The sequence below is a fragment of the Telluria sp. GW821-FHT07G12 genome, assembly GCF_059418525.1.
In genome coordinates this window covers 295,984-313,796 of record NZ_JBWKQA010000003.1, presented here as the reverse complement: position 1 = coordinate 313,796, position 17,813 = coordinate 295,984, and the positions used below count along the sequence as shown (strand labels likewise).

Below are 17,813 nucleotides of genomic sequence, written 5' to 3'. Positions count from 1 at the left end.
GACTACAGATCGCTATGCAGCCAGCCGTAGAATTTCGCAACATTAGCAAAGCCTTCGGGGCGGTGCAGGCGAATGCAGACGTCAGCTTCTCGATTGCCAAGGGCTCGATCCATGGCGTGATCGGTGAAAATGGCGCCGGCAAGTCGACCCTCATGAGCATCCTGTACGGCTATTACAACGCCGACAGCGGCCAGGTCCTGATCGATGGCCAGGCACAGGATATCCGCACCAGCCACGAAGCCATCGCGCTCGGCATCGGCATGGTGCACCAGCACTTCATGCTGGTCGAGAACATGACCGTGCTCGACAACGTCATGCTGGGCAACGAAGGCGGTTTCAAGCTGGCTGCCAAGCGCGGCGCCGTGGAAGCGAAGCTGCGCGAGATCTGCGAACGCTACCGCCTCGACGTCGACCCGCTGGCCACCATCCACGACCTGTCCGTGGGCGCCCAGCAGCGCGTCGAGATCCTCAAGCAGATCTACCGCAGCGCCAACATCCTGATCCTGGACGAGCCCACCGCGGTGCTGACCGCCCAGGAAACGGCATCCCTGTTCGAGATCCTTCGCTTGTTCAAGGAACAGGGCAAGACCATCATCCTGATCACCCACAAGCTGCAGGAGATCATGGACATCACCGACGAGGTGACGGTCATGCGCGCCGGCCGCGTGGTGGGCGCCGTGAAAACCGCGGAGACCTCGAAGGAGCAGCTGGCCAACATGATGGTCGGCCGCCCGATCCAGAGCGAGCTGCCGCGCGCGCCCTACAAGCCCGGCGCGGAAGTCCTGAAAGTCTCGAAGGTCCAGCTGAAGGACGCCAACGGCGTCGCCCTCCTCTCGGACATCGACTTCACGTTGCGCGCGGGTGAAGTGGTGGCGATCGCCGGCGTGTCCGGCAACGGCCAGAGCGAGCTGCTCGAGATCCTGTCCGGCATGCGCCTGCCGACCGCTGGCCGCGTCGAATTCCTGGGTAAAGAGCTGTCCTACGCCGGCCGCGGCAACGCTGACGGCCTGCCGGCCACCTTCCGCGAGCTGGGCATCGGCCACGTACCGGAAGACCGCCTGCGCGACGGCGTGATCAAGGATTTCTCGGTCATGCACAACACCGTGTTCGGCTACCAGGACCACGTGAAGAACCGCTGGGGCCTGTTCGATTTTAAAAAGATCGCACAGCGCTGCGCGGGACTGATGCAGGCCTTCGACGTCCGCCCGAACAATCCCGACCTGCGTATCGGCCTGCTCTCGGGCGGCAACCAGCAGAAGGTCGTGATCGCGCGCGAAGTCGCGGCCAAGCCGAAGATGATGCTGGTCGGCCAGCCGACCCGCGGCGTCGACATCGGCACCATCGAGAGCATCCACACCCAGCTGCTGCGCCTGCGCGACGAAGGCGTGGCGATCCTGCTCTCCTCCGTGGAACTGGAAGAAGTGCGCGCGCTGGCCGACCGCATTCTCGTGATGTCCGGCGGCCGCATCACCGGCATTCTCCCGATCGACGAATTCGACACCACCCGCATCGGCCTGCTGATGGGCGGGATGCACAAGTCCTGACATGAAAACTGAACTCCCACGCTGGGCCACGGGTTTCGTCCTGCCCATTCTGAACCTGCTGTCGGCGCTGCTGGTTGCGGCACTGGTGATCCACCTGCTGGGCGAGAGCCCGCTGGAATCGATGCAGATCCTGATCAACAGCGCGATCGTCAATCCGGAAGGCCTGGCCTACACGCTGTTCTACGCCTCGACCTTCATCTTCACCGGCCTGGCGGTGTCGATCGCCATGCAGGCGGGCCTCTTCAATATCGGCGCCGAAGGCCAGATGTACATCGGCGGCCTTGGCATCACGCTGGTCATGCTGGCCTTCGACGCCAGCCTGCCGGCCTGGGTGCTGATCCCGGCCGGCATGCTGGGCGCGGCCCTGTTCGGCGGCCTGTGGGCCTTCCTGCCGGGCTACCTGCAGGCCAAGCGCGGCAGCCACGTGGTGGTCACGACCATCATGTTCAACTTCATCGCCGCCAACCTGATGAACTTCCTGATCGTGCGCTACATGATCCCGGAAGGCCAGCAGAACCCGGCCTCGCGCACCTTCTCGGAAGCCGCCGCCATGCCGCAGCTGCAGAACTGGTTCATGAAGGCCGACGGCACTTCGCTGCTGGGCGACACCCCGCTCAACATCAGCTTCCTGATCGCGATCGTGGCCCTGGTGATCTACGGCGTGGCAGTGTGGCGCTCCTCCTGGGGCTACAAGCTGCGCGCCACCGGTTTGAACCAGCACGCCGCGCACTACGCCGGCGTGAAGATCAGCCGCACCATCGTCGTCACCATGCTGGTGTCGGGCGCGCTGGCCGGCCTGGCCGCCGTCAACTCGGTGATGGGCTCGACCCACTACCTGTCGCTGAACTTCCCGGCCGGCGCCGGCTTCGTCGGCATCGCGATCGCGCTGATGGGCCGCCAGCACCCGGTCGGCATCTTCCTGTCGTCGGTGCTGTTCGGCGCGCTGATCCAGGGCGGTTTCGACCTCTCGCTGGAAAAACCGAACATCCCGCAGGAGACCTTCATCTTCATCCAGGGCCTGATCATCCTGTTCTGCGGCGCCATGGAATACCTGTACGGTCCGGCGCTGCTGAAACTGATCAATCTTCGCAAGGGTAAATAAAATGGAAGACCTTCATCTCGCCAGCATCGTCGTCTCGACGATCCGCAATGCGCCGGTGCTGATGTTCGCCGCGATGGCCGGCCTGTTCGCCGAACGCAGCGGCGTGGTCGACATCGGCCTGGAAGGCAAGATCCTGGCCTCGGCCTTCGTCTCCGCCGCGGTCGCGTACACGACCCAGAACCCGTGGTACGGCATCCTCGCCGGCGTGGCCGTATCGAGCGCCCTGGCCATGATCCAGGCTTTCGTCGCTATCACCCAGAAGGGCAACCAGCTGGTCTGCGGCATCGCCATCAACATCGCGATGAGCGGCCTGACCTTCGTGCTGGCCCAGTTCTTCTTCCAGCAGGGCGGCCGCACGCCGGACCTGGGCGGCGCGCGCCTGAGCGACGTCGTCTTCCCCGGCACCGCGGCCCTGGACGGCATCCCCGTCATCGGCTGGCTGTACGGCCACGTGATCGGCGGCCAGTCGGTGCTGGTCTACCTGGCGTTCCTGCTGGTGCCGGTGGTGCACTGGGTGGTCTACCACAGCCGCTTCGGCCTGCGCCTGCGCGCCTGCGGCGAGAACCCGCACGCGGCCGACGCCGCCGGCGTCTCGGTGGAACGTACCCGCTATCTGGCGATGCTGGTGGCCGGCGTGCTGTGCTCCTTCTCGGGCGCCTACCTGGCGATCGTCCAGAGCGGCTTCTTCCTGCGCGACATGTCGGCCGGCGCCGGCTACCTGGCCCTGACCGCCCTCGTGTTCGGCAACTGGCGTCCGCTGCACACCGTGCTGGGCTGCCTGATGTTCGGCCTGTTCGGCGCGATCCAGATCCAGCTCGAAGGCGTCGACCTGCCGGTGGTCGGCCGCATCCCGGGCTCGCTGATCCAGATGATTCCCTACGTCGTCACCGTCGTCGTGCTGGCCGGCCTGATGGCCAAGTCGGTGGCGCCGAAGGCGATCGGCAAGCCCTTCGTCAAGTCGCGCTGATCCGCATCCTGTCCGCGGACCCACACGGTCCGCGGGCTTTACAAATCTTTACCCGGCACACACAAGCCGGCAAAACGGCGGCCCTACAGTGGAACCCTCCATCCACTCAGACAAGGGCTACCGATGAACATCCCCAACCACACCGATCCGTCCCACACCGCCGCCCGCCGGCGCCGCTGGGCCATCGCAGCGGCAATGACCGTGGCGGTCGGCGCCGCCTGCGCCAGCTACGCCAAGGGACTGCCTGCCCTGCACGGCCATCACGGCCACACGGCGATGAGCCCGGCGGCGATGAAAACGCACATCGACCAGATGATCGAGCACTGCGCCGCCGACGCCAGCGCCGATCAGAAGACGCGGCTGGCCGCGATTGCCAACGGCGCCGTCGACGAGCTGCGCACGGCGCACGCGCAGTTCGGCGCGGACCACGCGCGCGGGCATGCGCTGCTGATGGCGCCCGTGCTCGACCGCGCCGCGCTCGAGCAGTGGCGCGCCGGGCAGATACAGCGCGTGGACCTCATGAGCCGGCGTGTGCTGGCGGCGGTGGAAGACGCCGCCGAGCAGCTCACGCCGGAACAGCGGGCCAGGTGCGCCGGGCATCTGGGCATGCCCATGCCTTGAGGTATGATGCCTTCATGCTCCATCAAGTCCTGATGATCGAAGACGACGAGCGGCTGGCCGGCATGGTCGCCGCTTATCTCGCGCCGCACGGTTTCGCGGTGCGGCACGCGGCCAGCGCGCAGGAAGGCCTGGCCTTGCTGCGGCAGGACGGCGCGGCTTTCGCCCTGGTCCTGCTCGACCTGATGCTGCCGGATGCCGATGGCCTGGACGTGTGCCGCCAGCTGCGCGCGCTCGACGCCCCTGTGCGCGCACTGCCCATCGTGATGCTGACCGCGAAAGGCGATCCCTTCGATCGCGTGCTCGGCCTCGAGATCGGCGCCGACGACTATCTACCCAAGCCATTCGAGCCGCGCGAACTGCTGGCGCGCCTGCGCGCAGTGCTGCGGCGTCCGCCACTGGCGAGCGAAGCGCCGCCGGTGCTGCGCTTCGGCCGCCTCGAGATCGATCCCGGCGCGCGCGCCGTGCGGCTCGACGGCGTGGCGCGCCCCCTCACCGCTTACCAGTTCGACCTGCTGGTCGTCATGGCCGAGCGGGCCGGCCGCGTGCTGTCGCGCGAACAGCTCATCGACGCGGTCAAGGGCGAGATCTCCGATCCCTTCGACCGTTCGATCGACGTCCACATCGGCCGCCTGCGCGCCGCCATCGAGGACGACGTCAAGCAGCCGCGCCGCATTGTGACCGTGCGCGGCGCCGGCTACGTGTTCGCCCGGGTGCAGGATGCCTGAAGCCTTGCCGCGCATCCCCGCCGCACGGCGCCTGTACGTGCGCGTCTACCTGGCCTTGCTGGCCAGCCTGCTGGTGGCCATGGTCCTGTTTGGCCTGGCACACCAGCACTTCGATCCGGCGCGCGCCGGCCTGGCCCTGCGCGGGCCGGGCTCGCACCTGATCGGTCTGGGCGCGATGCTGGCCGTGATTGGCGTCGTGGTGGCAATCGGCGCCTATCCCGTGGTGCGGCGCCTGACCCGGCGCCTGGAACGGCTGCAGGACAGCGTCCAGGCCTGGGGCGAGGGACAGTTCGCGACCCGCGTCGCGGTCGAGGGCGGCGACGAGATCGCGCGGCTCGCCGCCAGCTTCAACGATGCGGCCGCACGCATCGAGTCGCTGGTCGCGGCACAGAAGTCGCTTCTGGCGAACGCCTCGCACGAACTGCGCTCCCCGCTGGCCCGCATCCGCATGGCGGCCGAATTGATGGGGGAGCACGCGCCGCCGGCCATCGGTGCCGAACTGCGGCGCAACGTCGCGGAACTCGACCAGCTGATCGACGAAGTGCTGCTCGCCAGCCGCCTCGACGCGGCCAGCCCGGCGGCGCGCTGTCTGGAAGACGTCGATTTCACCGGCATCGTGGCCGAGGAATGCGCACGCGCGAATGCGGCACTGGAGGCGCAGCCGCTGTGCCTGGCGGGCGAACCGAAACTGCTGCGCCGGATGGTGCGCAACCTGCTCGAGAATGCGGTGCGCTACGGCGCCGGCACCCCGATCGAGGTGCGGCTCGCGCAGGCCGGCGGTGCGCTGTGCCTGGACGTTTGCGATGGCGGTCCGGGCATTCCCGATGCGGAGCGCGAACACATCTTCGAAGCTTTCTACCGGCTTGCCGGCGCCAGCGAAGCGGCGGGCGGCGTCGGCCTCGGCCTGGCCCTGGTGCGCCAGATCGCGCGCCGGCATGGCGGCGATGCGGTATGCCTCGCGAGCGGCGCAGGCGCCTGTTTGCGCGTCACCCTGCCGCGTCGGTGCTGACAGTCGTGGGCACGGGGTGCCCACCCTACCGCGATTCGTAGGGTGGGGCAAATCAGTCCGGGGGACTGATTTGCGAGCCCACGATTCTCATTTATTCCGCCGCGCGGGCGCGCTCCTGCGAACGCGCGAAGGTCCACACCAGCCCAACGAAGGCCGACACGCCGCTCGACTTGCGCATCAGCGGACTGTCCTTGTTGGCCGCTCCCGAATACAGCTCGTAACGCAATGAACTGAACAGGCGCAGGTCCTGGTTCAGGCGCAGGCTGCCGCCCACGCCGGTGCGCACCAGCATCAGGCCGGCGTCGGCGCGGTAGGCGGGACGCGCCGCCGTCGCGTACTGCGGCTCGACTTCGTAGAAATAATGGTTGACGCGGCGGTCGCCGAACACGGCGCCCAGCTGGGCATCCATGGTCCAGCGCGCGGCCTCATCGCGCTTTTCCCACACCAGGCGCGGCTCCATGGTCCAGCCCTGGCGCCGCAGCCCTCCCCTCGCCTCGATCACGGCGCGCAGCGGCAGGTCGAAGCGCAACCTCCCCTGCTCGCCCAGGTCGGCAAACTTGTATTTCACGCGCGGTCCGAATTCCAGCAGCGTGCCCAGGTCCGGCATGCCGCGCCGCGCTTCGACATCGTCCGAATGCGCCGGCAGCGAACCCGAAAAGCCGATATCGAATTCGAGCTTGTCGGTGTTCAGCAAACGTGCGCCGACGCCGTTCTGGTCGGCGCGGAAGACCTTGCCGCGGTAGATCACGAAAGGCAGGACCAGGCCGCGGTTCGAGCGATCCGACGACCCGGGATAGGCCGGTGTGCTGAAACCGGCGGCGCCGATGCCGGCTTCCCACAGGGGCAGGCTGCGGTCGATGGGTTCGACGCGTTCGACCTGGGCGGCGGCGAGGGTGGGCAGGAGGAAGGTGCCTGTGAAGGCGAGAATGGATAATTTGCGCATGGGCGCCATTCTAATGGCACCGACGTGCGAATGGCGCTTGCATCGCATCGTGGGCACGGGGTGCCCACGAGAACGTTTTACTTGTAGATGGCCTGCAGCAGCTGCGCCAGGTGATACCCACCCTTGATCAGCTGGGTCTTGGCAATCGCCGAACTCGGCACCGGGTAGTTCTGCGGCACTTCCAGGCTCCAGGTGTAGTAGGTCTCGCCCTTCTTGCTGACCTGCGGGGTGATCTTGCCGACGGTGACACCGTCGAAAGCCTGCTTCGACACCGCCAGCGCGTCGTCCGCCCACTGGTAAGGCCAGGTAGCGAGGTCGCCGGTGGCTGAAGCAATCGCCGGCTTGGAATCGATTGCGGCCTGCGCGAACTTTTCCGGGGTCTTGGTCTGGATGCGGCGGAAGGCGTAGTTGACGGTGGTGCTGTCCCAGTAGGAGTGGAAAGGCTTGGTCAGCGCCTTGGGCACGCCTTCCTTGAGCGGCTTCGCCTCTTCCGGCGGAATCACGTCGGACAGTTTGGCGACCAGGCCAGTGAGCTTTTCGTCGTCCAGCAGGAAGTTGTTGCCACCGCGCGAATCGAAGACGGCGGTTTCGTCGATCTCGGCCTTGGTCTTCGGGACCACGAACTTGCCATCTTTGCTGACGAAGGCCGCGCCCACGTGCAGCGGCTGGTGGATGTCGCCGGTCATGTGGGTGATCAGGATCAGGGCCTGGCGCGGGGTGAACTTGTGCGGGTTGGTGGCCGGCGTGTCCTTGCCCTGCAGGACGGCGATCGCCTGCTTCAGGGTCTGCACGATGTCGTCGTCGGCGGTGCCGGCGGCGCCGTCATGGTAGTGGTCCAGCTGGAACGGCACGTCGGTATAGTGGTACTCGCTGTGCTTCGGGTTTGCGTTCACGTACTCGACCATGTCCTGGCTCTGCGGGCCGCAATAGGTGCCCTTCACGCAGTCCGGCCAGTTGGCGACCGATTCCAGGGTTTCGCCCGGCAGCAGGATGGCCTTGATCTGCTGTTCGGCCTTGCTGCCCTTGAGCAGCTTGTCGGCGATGGCGCCGACCGCGCGGTGGCCATCGTTGCCCCAGGCGAGCGCGTCGGTCGAAGCAAAAGCGCCTGCCAGCGCGAGTACACAAGCGAGTTTTTTCATGTTCGTTCCTTGTTGCGGTTCATTGTTCAAAGGTCAGCGCACTTTATTGATTCGGGGCTGGGGCGCGGCCAGCGAAGTCGCGCCGGTATCGGGGTTCTGCTTCAGATAGGCGATCAGGGCGTCGAGGTCGCGCATGCCCGTGTCCTGGCGGTTGACGCCCTTGGCCAGTACCGGGAAATTATCGCCGCCGTCGGCCAGGAAGTTGTTCGCCACGATGCGATAGGTTTTATTCTCATCGACCGGCTTGCCGTCCACCTTCAGGCTGCCCGGTACCAGGCGCTGGCCCACCGGGCGCGTGCTGTCCCAGGCATAGGACAAGCCGCGCGACACCTGCAGCATGTACTGGTCCTTCTCCGGGCGGTCCCACTGCTGTTCGAGCATGGTGCGCAGCTGGGCGCCCGTCAGGTCCAGGATCACCAGGGTATTCCCGAACGGTAGGACGGCCTGGGCCTGGCCGAAGCTGACCACCCCGCCCTCGCCCGCTTCCAGGTCCTTGCGGATGCCGCCCGGGTTCATGAAGCCGAGCTGCACGCCCTGGCCGCGGGTGGCGGCGACGACCGCATCGGCGATCACGTCGCCCAGCGCCGATTCGCCCGACTCGCCTTCCTTGCGGGCGACGTTGGGCGCGGCGATGCGTGCGACCGGCTTGGCCAGTTCGGCGGTGCTGCGCGCGCGCACGTCGCGCAGGTAGGCGCTCAGCTGCGCGTCCGGGGTGAACGCGTCCGGCGCCATCACCACGTTGCGGACCTGGATGTCGTCGACGCGGCCGCTGTCCGCATCGACCTGCATCTTGATGCGCGAGAGCACGTGGCCGGCATAGTCGGCCTGGGTCACGACCCTGCCATCGACCTTGCACAGGTAACCCTTGTGCGAGTGGCCGGTGATGACCAGGCGGATCGCCGGGTCGAGCTTTTTCACGATGCCGACGATCGGGCCTTCGAGACCGTCGCAGTAAGTCTTGTCGAAGGCTTCGCCGGTGTGGCCGCCTTCGTGGATCAGGACCACGAACACCTTGGCGCCCGCGGCGCGCATCTCCGGCAGCACCTTGTTGATCGATTCCGCCTCGTCGAGGAAGGACAGGCCCTTGATCGCGGACGCCACCGCCACCGACGGCGTGTCCTTCAGCACCGCGCCGACCAGGCCGACCTTGACGCCCTTGACGTCGACGACACGCCAGCCGGGCACCAGGTTCTTGCCGCTCTGCGCATCGACCACGTTGGTGGCCAGGTAAGTGAAACCGGCGCCGCGGAAGTCCTTCGCGATCTGGCAGGCCTTGCCCGGACGCGGCGAATCGCAGCCGCCGTGCTGCTGGCGCAGCAGTTCCTTGCTGCCCTGGTCGAACTCGTGGTTGCCCAGCGAGCTCGCGACCAGGCCCATACGGTTCATTGCTTCGATACTGGGCTCGTCCGCGAACATCGAGGACATCGCCGGGCTGGCGCCGATCAGGTCACCGGCGGCAACGAACAGCAGGTCCTTGTCTTCCTTGCGGAAGGTATCGAGCGCGCCTTTCAGCACGTCGATGCCGCCGGCCTGGATGGTCAGCTTCTTGTCGCTGCCTGCCGGCGTGTAGGTGTACTTGCTCGGCTCCAGGTTGCCGTGAAAATCGTTGATGGCAACGAGGTTGAGTTCGACGGGACCACCCGGCTTGGTGGCGGGCGCGCCGGCGCAAGCAGCCAGCAAAAGGCTCGAAGCGAGTGCGGTCAGGGCAGGACGAAAAACGGTCATGAAACGATTACCTTATCTTGTTACCGGGGCTTGCAAGCGAGCGATTATTGCATGTAATACGCCCATCGCGGGTCTTTACGGGACCGCAAAAACCACGCTTCCATAAAAAGAAAAACGGCCGGTGTCTCCACCGGCCGTCATGACCATCTGCTTACGAAATCAGGAAATTAGAAGTCGTAGTGCAGGGTGACCTGTGCCGACCACTGCGATTCGCCCTTGGTCTGGCGGATCACGTAGTTGTCCACGGTGCTGCGCACGGCGTACACGTAACGGCCCTGTGCATCCAGACCGGCGTAGTCGACGAAGCCGCGGTTCTGGCCACCGTTCGAGAAGAACGCGATCTCGTTGATGTGACCCCACTTCTTGTTCAGCAGGTTGCCGACGTTGAAGATGTCGAAGTCGATACGGCCCTTGTTACGAGCGAACATGCCTGGGATTTCCTGGCTGATCTTCAGGTCGAAGCTGTTGGTCCACGGCGAGAAGTCGCTGTAGCGGCTCACGACGCCACCGGCGGCGTTCTTCAGCGCCTTGTTGGCGTTGACGACGTCCCAGAAGCGCTGCTCGTTGGCGTGGCTGGTCGCGGTATCGCCTGCGAACACGACTTCACCCGAACCGAAGGCTTTCGGGATGTACATCAGGTCGTTGTTGCTGATGCCGTCGCCGTTCAGGTCGTTCTTGTAGGTCCAGCTGAACGGCTTGCCGGTACGGCCTTCGTAGAACAGGCCGAAGCGGGTCTTGTAGCCGGCCAGGAAGGCCTTCTCGAAGCTCACGTTGCTGTTGATACGGTTCTTCACCAGGTAAGCCGAGTTCGCGGCCACGTCTTCGTTCGGGTTGAACGAGGCGCGGGCGCCGTAGTTCGAGCTCGAGGTCGACGAGGTCAGGTTCGAGACTTCGGTCGCATAGGTGTGGGTAGCCGACACGGTCCAGCCGAAGCCTTTGGTCATCGGGTACTTCAGCGACACGGTTTCGACACGGCTTTCGCCCTTGTCGGTGCTGGTGGCCATCAGGACGTTACCGAAGGACGCGTTGCTCAGCGCCTTGGCGGTGTTGGTGCAACCCGAAGCAACGCTGACCGAGTTGTTACCCACGTTCCAGCACTTCTGCAGCAGGCCGCCGTTGGCGGTGTAGTACAGCTCACGACCGTCGGTGCCGCGTCCGGTCGACGCGCCCAGGTTCAGGTTCTGGTAGGTCAGGCCGTTCTTGACCTTCAAGTACAGCGCCTCGGCTCCGGCGACCATGCCAAACCATGGCAGTTCGGTTTCGAACGCCAGGTTGGCTTTCCAGGTCGACGGCTGACGCAGGCCTGCATCCAGCAGGTCGACGTTGGCGGTCGGGGTCGAGCCGGTCACGATCTTCTGTGCGTCGACGTTGGTGCTGAAGGTGCCGTCCACGTTCGGGCAGCGGGTTGCGGCCGAGCCCGAGCAGGTGATGGTGCGGGTGGCGATACCGGCGTTCTGGTACGGGTTGGCCAGCCACACGCTCATGGCCGCGCCCTGGAACAGGCCTGCGCCGCCGCGCACTTGCATCATGCGCTGGGTGTCGAAGCGGTAGTTGAAGCCGAAGCGCGGCTGGAACAGCTTGGTGCCGTCCGGGGTGACGGTGTTGTCACGGCCGAAACCACCGGTCTGGCGACCGCCGTTGACGCCGGCAACGGTTGCAGCGGCCACGGCGGCGTTTGCCGGCGGACGCGAGCCCACGCCCACCTGGTCGACGCGCACGCCGTAGTTGATGGTCAGGTTGCGGTTGATGGTCCAGGTGTCCTGCAGGAACAGGCCGGTGTTCTCCATCGAGAACTGGGCGATCGCGTCGTTCAGGGTGAAGCCCGGCGCGGCGCTCTGCAGGGTGTACGAGGTCGGACGGCCGCGGCGGAAGTTCTCCAGCACTGCCGCTTCGATCGTGGCCAGCGACGCGGTGCCGCAGTTGATCGTGCTCGAGCCGATCGAATTGTAGGTGAAGTTGTTGTCGCAGGCGAAGGTGTAGTTACCGTACACGTTCTGCAGGAACGCGTTGTAGATCTTGTTCTTCTGGTAGTCGGCACCGAACTTGATTTCGTGGTCGCCGAGGGTCCAGTTGGCGCCGCCGTAGTAGTCCTGGGTACGGGTACCCAGCACGTTCTGCTGACGCGAGTTTTCGGTGCCGGCGTTCAGGAAGCGGTTACCGGTGCCGGTGCCCGACGGTGCGTCCGACGGCAGCGGGCCGCTGAACTGGAAGCCCAGGGTCGGCAGGCGCGCGTTGTTCTTCGGCACCGAGTCGTAGTCACGCTTGGAGGCCTTGAACTCGGTCGAGAAGGTCGGGGTCCAGTCCGAGAAGACCTGGGCGACGTAGGTCTGGATGTCCTTCTTCTGGGTGTACAGGAAGGAGCTCAGCGAGATGCCGGAGGTCGAGAAGCTCGGGTACTGCGGTTCCGACTGCGAGGTACGCTGGATACGCAGGTTGGCGCGGTGGTTTTCGTTGATGTTCCAGTCGACCTTGAACATCTGCTCGCGCGAGCTCAGCTCGCTGCCGCCCGACACGGTGTTGCCGAGGTCGACGCCGTAGACGCTCTTGGCAGTGTTGCGGACCTGGTCGATTTCGTTGCGGGTGATGCCGACGGTGCTGCCGGTGCCCTGGCCGATGTAGCCGAAGTCCGGTGCTGCGCGGCTCGAGCTGGTTTCTTCGCTCAGGGCGTAGAAGAACAGCTTGTCCTTGATGATCGGGCCGCTGGCCCACACGCCCTTGGTGGTTTCGGTGAAGCTCGGCGCGTCGCTGTAGGTATCGGCGGAGATGTTGTAGCGCTTGCCGACCAGGTTGTCGTCGCGGTAGACGTAGTAGAGGCCGCCCTTCCAGTTGTTGGTACCGGACTTGGTAACAGCGTTGATGTTACCGCCGGTGTAGCCCTTCTGGGTCACGTCGTAGTTGGCGACGTTGACCTGCACCGACTGGATGGCTTCGATCGAGATCGGCTGGCGCGCGGTAGGGGTGCCGCTGGCTTCCAGGCCGAAGGTGTCGTTGATGGCGACGCCGTCGACGGTCATCGAGTTGAAGCGCGAGTTCTGGCCGGCGACGGACATTTCGCCGCGTTCCTTGTCGGTCTGCGACACGCGGGGGTCGGCGCGTGCGAAGTCCTGCAGGTTGCGGTTGATCGACGCCTGGGTCTGCAGCTCGGCGTTGCTGATCGAGGTGCCCGCACCCATGTTGTTGCGGTTGAAGATGTCGGCGCGTGCACGGTTGCCGGCAACGGTCACGGTCTGCATCGGCGCGCCGATGGTCGCGTCCACAGAAGCGGTCTCGGCCAGCTCCAGGTAGATGCCGTCACGTTTCTCGGTCACGCCGTTCTTCGTGATAATGATCGTGTACGGACCGCCGGTACGCAGGCCGCGTGCAACGTAGCGGCCTTCAGCGTCGGTAGTGACGTTGCTGACCGAACCGGACTCGGTGTGGATGATTTGCACCGCGGCGCCAGCGGCAGGCTTGCCGTCCGGGCTCGTGACGCGACCGCCGACTGCCGAAGTGGTGTTCTGTGCCAGCGCCGGTGCGCCCGCCAGAGCAATCGACAAAGCCAGCGCCAGCTTGGTCAGCTGGATCCGTTTTTGATAGATCATTGGATTAACCCCAAAAAGACTAATAGTTATAAGAGAACCGAAGTTCCCTCTCTCACAGTACTGCAACCCTAAAGACCGACCGCATATCGCCGTCGTTCATGTATTCCGTACAACTTGCGCAAAAGGCAGCGCACGCGATTCTAGCGGTCAATTATTTCCTGGACGTTACAGCCAGAAGTTGCCAGCATCGTCTTGAAATTGGTTAATAAAAGACCAATATGCATGAAGCTGGAAAACCTGACAAATACGTTTTCTCTTGAAAATTTATAGCTTGCGCGACTAAGTTGCCGAAAAAACCGGCAGAAATCCGCGTGCGGAGTACGTTTCCCCTAGGAAAAGCATACGGCGGGATTATAAGGGAGGCGGTTTGTAGAAAAATTGTTTCGCTTGTTTTTTGGGCAAAGGCTTCTAGAATCTGCGAAATTTGTAGCTAGTTGACCACAGCCAATAGCATAAGCATATGCATATTTGCGGATAAATACAGCCGTAAACGGCCTCGCCCCCGCAAAACGAGGACTCAGGTTTGCTTGCGCCGTCTTGACGCAAATAACACCTGAGCCCGCACTTCGCGGGGGCGACGGATTGAAAATCAGCGGAGGTTCAGGGCTTGGCAGCGAGCTTCCCGAGGCCGGCAACTTCCGCTTCGAATTTCATAAAACGCTCATCCAGCTGCTTCGTCAGCCGCGCCTTGCCGGCCGCGTCCAGGAAGGAATAACGGATGCTGTTATAGGACGCTTTCTTGACCTCCGCATAGCTCGGCTTGTAGCGGCTGGCGAACAGCACGTACTCGTTGGCCAGGTTATGCCGGGTCACGCCGGCGTCGTCGGTCGAGATCACGTAGGGCACGCCGTACTTGCGGTACAGGGTGACCGGGTGGTTCTCCCCTTTCACGCCATTGATGAAGCCGTTCGAGGTCAGGTTGATCTCGACCGGGATGTCCTTGTCGCGCATGCGCTGCATGATGGCTGCGGCATTCGTTTCGTGGGCCAGGTCGATGCCGTGTCCGATGCGGTCGGCGCCGGCCAGGTTCAGGGCTTCGTCGATGTGGAATTGCAGGTCTTCCGGCGGGACGTCGCCCAGGGCCAGCTCGCCGGCGTGCAGCGCCACCTTGACGTCCGGGTAGACCGACTTCAGGAAGCGGAACATCTTCATGTGCAGCGTGTAGTCGCGCATCGAGACCATCTGGCTTTCCTGGCCGACGATGTTGACGCCGACGATCTTGCTGTCCGCCTTTGCCGCCTTGAAGCCGGCCAGCATCGAGGAAAACACCTGGGACGGGTTCAGCAGGCGCAGCACATAGGTCTGGTAGCGCATGGTGAAGCGCTCGTCGTCGATGCCGGCGGCGGCTTCGTCGATCTTGGCCGTGAAGTCGGCGATGGACTGGTTGAACTTCTGGTCCTGGTCCAGCTGGGCCATCCAGGCGCGCATCTGGGCTTCGAAGGCCTTGTCGTCCTTTGCGTTTTGCCAGGCCTGGGTATCGAACTCTTTATTGACGACGAACGGCGACATCTTGAACATGGTCTCGATGTAGGCGACGTTCTCGCGGATGGCGCGTTCCTTGATCTCGACCAGGCCTTCATGGAAGTTGGCGTTCGAGACGGGGCCGAAGTAGCCGAAGGTCTGGAAGAACTGGCGGTCCGGCGGCGCCTGCAGCGCGCCGTGGTTGGTGAAATCCTTGCTCGACCAGCGCTGCAGCAGCTCGCGGTAGGTGAAGTCGTCGGCGTAGACGTCCGCGGTGCCCAGGCAGTTGCGCTCCTTGGCCGGCTTGGCGCGCTCGGATTCCACGGTCGCCTGCTTCGTTTCGATCTTGTAGGTCTGCTTGTCGACGCAGAAGCCCTGCTTGTCGAGGAAGTCGACATAGGTCTCGGCGTAGATCGCGCCCGAATAGTGATGGTGCAGGTCGCCGCCCTTGGGCATCTGGGTGAAGAACATGGTCAGCTCGGCCGTCTTCGGCTCGCTGCCCGCGATCAGCGCCGCATAGTGGCGCGCGGTGGCGGCCTCGTTGGCGTTGGCGGCGTTCGGGCGCGCGCCGGCATTCGCGGCGGCCAGGGCGGCTGCGGCGATCAGGAGGCTGCTGCTAAATGTCTTCTGCATGCGATGGTCTCGTGGCTGTTCCAGGGTCGGTCGTCAGGGCAGCGTCCGCTCGTGGACGAGCTTGCCGGCCGCGTAGGTGGCGCGGATGGCGCGGTCGTCGCCCAGCAGGGCCAGCGCGAACAGGGTCTCCTCGAGCGTATTGCTGTGCGCGGTGCGGCGCTCCAGCAGCGGCGTGGCCTTGGGGTCGAGGACGATGAAGTCGGCCTCGACGCCGGGCGCGAAGTTCCCGATCGTGCCTTCGAGCTGCATGCTGCGCGCGGCGCCCAGCGTGGCCAGATAAAACATGCGCAGGGCCGGGAGGTAGCTGCCTTTCAGTCGCGCAACTTTATACGCTTCATTCATGGTTTGCAACAAGGAGAACGAGGTGCCCGCCCCCACGTCCGTGCCCAGCGAGACCAGGGCGCCCGCGTTGTCGGCGCGCGCGATGTCGAACAGGCCGCTGCCCAGGAACAGGTTCGAGGTCGGGCAGTGGGAAATCGCCGAGCCGCTTTCCGCCATGCGCGCGAAGTCGGCATCGTCCAGCCAGATGCAGTGGCCGTACATGGCGCGCGGGCGCATCAGGCCGTAGTGGTCGTAGACGTCCAGGTAGCTGCGCCGCTGCGGGAACAGCTCGCCCACCCACTTGCACTCGTCCTGGTTTTCCGAGACGTGGGTCTGGATGAAGGTGTCCGGGTAGGCGCGCGCCAGCTCGCCGGTGGCGGCCAGCTGGGCTTCGGTCGAGGTCGGGGCGAAGCGCGGGGTGATCGCGTACATGCTTCTACCGCCGTTCTTCCCACCGTTGTGCCAGCGCTTGATCAGGTCCTCGCTCTCGCGCAGATCGGCGGTGTCCTGCAAAAAGTCCGGGCAGTGGCGGTCCATCAGCACCTTGCCGCCGCCCATGCGCAAGTTGCGGGCGGTGCTGGCCTCGAACAGCGCGTCCACCGATTCCTTGTGCACGGTGCAGTAGACCATGGCCGTGGTGGTGCCGTTGCGCAGCAGCTCGTCGAGGAAGAAATCGGCGGTCGCGCGCGCATGCGCAGGATCGCCGAACTGGCGCTCGGTCGGGAAGGTGAAGTTCTCCAGCCACGGCAGCAGGCCAGGCGCCGGCGAGGCGATCATGTCGGTCTGCGGGAAATGCAGGTGGGTGTCGATGAAGCCGGGCACGATGATCTTGCCGCGATAGTCCACGACGTTGACGCCCGCCGGCAGGCTGGACGCCAGCTGCGCGTAGTCGCCGGCCGCCTTGACGTGGCCGTTCTCGACGATCAGCAGGCCGTCCGCATGCCAGGCGTAGGCGTCTTCGGCAAAGGCCGGATCGGCGTGAAAATGCAGCAGGCTCGCTCGGTAGGCCTGCAGGTTCTGGGTGTCCATCGACATTAGATTATTCCTGTTGAAGCTTTGGTAGCGGTGCGGGCTTCCCACACCATCAGCAACTGCGCGGCCACGGCGACGGCGATCACGGCCGGCGCCTTGCCTTCGATGCCGGGCACCCCGATCGGGCAAACCATGGCCTCGAGGCGCGCATGGTCGATGCCGCGGTCGCGCAGGCGGTGCTCGAACTGCTTGCGTTTGGTTTGCGATCCGATCAGTCCGAACCAGTCGTCGGCGAAGTCCGGGCGCTTGAGGATCGCTTCGGCCAGGCGCTGGTCGAGCGCATGGCTGTGTGTCATGACGAGGAAGCTGGTGCCCGATGGGGCCTGTTCCGCCAAGGCTTCCGGGGTATCGGTCGCTTCGACCGCGACATTGGCCGGCAGCTGCGCGGGGAACAGGTCCTCGCGCTCGTCGACCCAGGTCACGCGGCAAGGCAGATCCGCCAGGGCGCGCACGATGGCCGCGCCCACGTGGCCGGCGCCGAACAGCATCAGGTGATCCTGCGGCGCTTCGACCTTGTCGACCAGCCAGCGCCGTTCGTCGGGACCGCGCATGATATGGGTGCCTTGCGTGCGTGTAAAGGCCGGGGCCGCATCGCCGTCGATGTGTTGTCCGCGCGCGTCGAACAGGGCTCGCTCGGGGGCGCCGTCCAGGGCGACCAGGCGCCAGCTGTCTTCATCCGTGCGCCCGGCCAGCAGCTTTGCGTGGCCGGCATCGAGCAGTTCGAAAGCCAGCTGCACCACCCCGCCGCAGCACTGGCCAAGGCTGGGGCCGAGCGGGAAGCGTTCCAGGCGGCGGGCTTCGCCCTTTGCCAGCATGGCGCGCGCCGTCTCGCAGCCGCGCAGCTCCAGGTGGCCGCCGCCGACCGTGCCCCACTGGCGCGTGGCGTCGACCAGCATCCTGGCGCCGGGTTCGCGCGGCACCGAGCCCTCGACCGCGGCGACGGTGACCAGCACCTTGGGCGCGGCATGGAGCCCGGCATCGGATGCCGCTACGGACAGCCAGTCTTCCAT

Annotated in this window: 13 protein-coding genes; 6 read left to right on the top strand and 7 right to left on the bottom strand. The window is 65.1% G+C overall.

The window, feature by feature from the left end:
- The first annotated feature begins 14 nt into the window (after window positions 1–14).
- From AC07PE_RS13955 to AC07PE_RS13930, 6 genes are all read left to right on the top strand, one after another.
- A complete protein-coding gene (locus AC07PE_RS13955; protein WP_498765348.1) occupies window positions 15–1,544 on the top strand; it encodes an ABC transporter ATP-binding protein in 1,530 nt (509 codons plus the stop codon).
- 1 nt (window position 1,545) lies between these two features.
- The gene (locus AC07PE_RS13950; protein ID WP_498765346.1) at window positions 1,546–2,646 is read left to right on the top strand and encodes an ABC transporter permease; all 1,101 of its coding nucleotides are present in this window, start codon (window positions 1,546–1,548) and stop codon (window positions 2,644–2,646) included.
- Between the two features lies 1 nt (window position 2,647).
- Window positions 2,648–3,613 (top strand): ABC transporter permease, encoded by a 966-nt coding sequence (locus tag AC07PE_RS13945; protein ID WP_498765344.1) that lies wholly within the window; start codon window positions 2,648–2,650, stop codon window positions 3,611–3,613.
- A gap of 123 nt (window positions 3,614–3,736) precedes the next feature.
- Window positions 3,737–4,234 carry a periplasmic heavy metal sensor gene (locus AC07PE_RS13940; RefSeq protein ID WP_498765342.1) on the top strand — a complete coding sequence of 166 codons (498 nt, stop codon included), beginning with the start codon at window positions 3,737–3,739 and terminating at the stop codon, window positions 4,232–4,234.
- A 14-nt stretch (window positions 4,235–4,248) separates the two neighbouring features.
- The gene (locus AC07PE_RS13935; RefSeq protein ID WP_498765340.1) at window positions 4,249–4,959 is read left to right on the top strand and encodes a response regulator; all 711 of its coding nucleotides are present in this window, start codon (window positions 4,249–4,251) and stop codon (window positions 4,957–4,959) included.
- The gene (locus AC07PE_RS13930) at window positions 4,952–5,968 is read left to right on the top strand and encodes a HAMP domain-containing sensor histidine kinase (protein WP_498765338.1); all 1,017 of its coding nucleotides are present in this window, start codon (window positions 4,952–4,954) and stop codon (window positions 5,966–5,968) included. Before AC07PE_RS13935 ends, AC07PE_RS13930 begins: the two co-directional genes overlap by 8 nt.
- 91 nt (window positions 5,969–6,059) lie before the next feature.
- Here AC07PE_RS13930 and AC07PE_RS13925 read toward each other — a convergent pair whose 3' ends face one another.
- The 7 genes from AC07PE_RS13925 to xdhC all read right to left on the bottom strand — a co-directional run bounded on the left by AC07PE_RS13925 (window position 6,060) and on the right by xdhC (window position 17,813).
- Window positions 6,060–6,911: a MipA/OmpV family protein gene (locus AC07PE_RS13925; RefSeq protein ID WP_498765336.1), complete on the bottom strand. Its 852-nt coding sequence runs from the start codon at window positions 6,909–6,911 to the stop codon at window positions 6,060–6,062.
- A gap of 77 nt (window positions 6,912–6,988) precedes the next feature.
- Window positions 6,989–8,050: a S1/P1 nuclease gene (locus AC07PE_RS13920; RefSeq protein WP_498765334.1), complete on the bottom strand. Its 1,062-nt coding sequence runs from the start codon at window positions 8,048–8,050 to the stop codon at window positions 6,989–6,991.
- Between the two features lie 33 nt (window positions 8,051–8,083).
- Window positions 8,084–9,775, bottom strand: a complete 1,692-nt coding sequence (locus tag AC07PE_RS13915; RefSeq protein ID WP_498765331.1) for a bifunctional metallophosphatase/5'-nucleotidase — start codon at window positions 9,773–9,775, stop codon at window positions 8,084–8,086.
- 167 nt (window positions 9,776–9,942) lie between these two features.
- A complete protein-coding gene (locus tag AC07PE_RS13910; protein ID WP_498765329.1) occupies window positions 9,943–13,356 on the bottom strand; it encodes a TonB-dependent receptor in 3,414 nt (1,137 codons plus the stop codon).
- Window positions 13,357–13,956: 600 nt separating this feature from the next.
- On the bottom strand, window positions 13,957–15,450 hold the full coding sequence (locus AC07PE_RS13905; protein ID WP_498765327.1) for an adenosine deaminase family protein: 1,494 nt from the start codon (window positions 15,448–15,450) through the stop codon (window positions 13,957–13,959).
- Window positions 15,451–15,483: 33 nt separating this feature from the next.
- Window positions 15,484–16,800: a guanine deaminase gene (gene guaD, locus AC07PE_RS13900; RefSeq protein WP_498766061.1), complete on the bottom strand. Its 1,317-nt coding sequence runs from the start codon at window positions 16,798–16,800 to the stop codon at window positions 15,484–15,486.
- Window positions 16,801–16,805: 5 nt separating this feature from the next.
- Window positions 16,806–17,813 carry a xanthine dehydrogenase accessory protein XdhC gene (gene xdhC / locus AC07PE_RS13895; protein ID WP_498765325.1) on the bottom strand — a complete coding sequence of 336 codons (1,008 nt, stop codon included), beginning with the start codon at window positions 17,811–17,813 and terminating at the stop codon, window positions 16,806–16,808.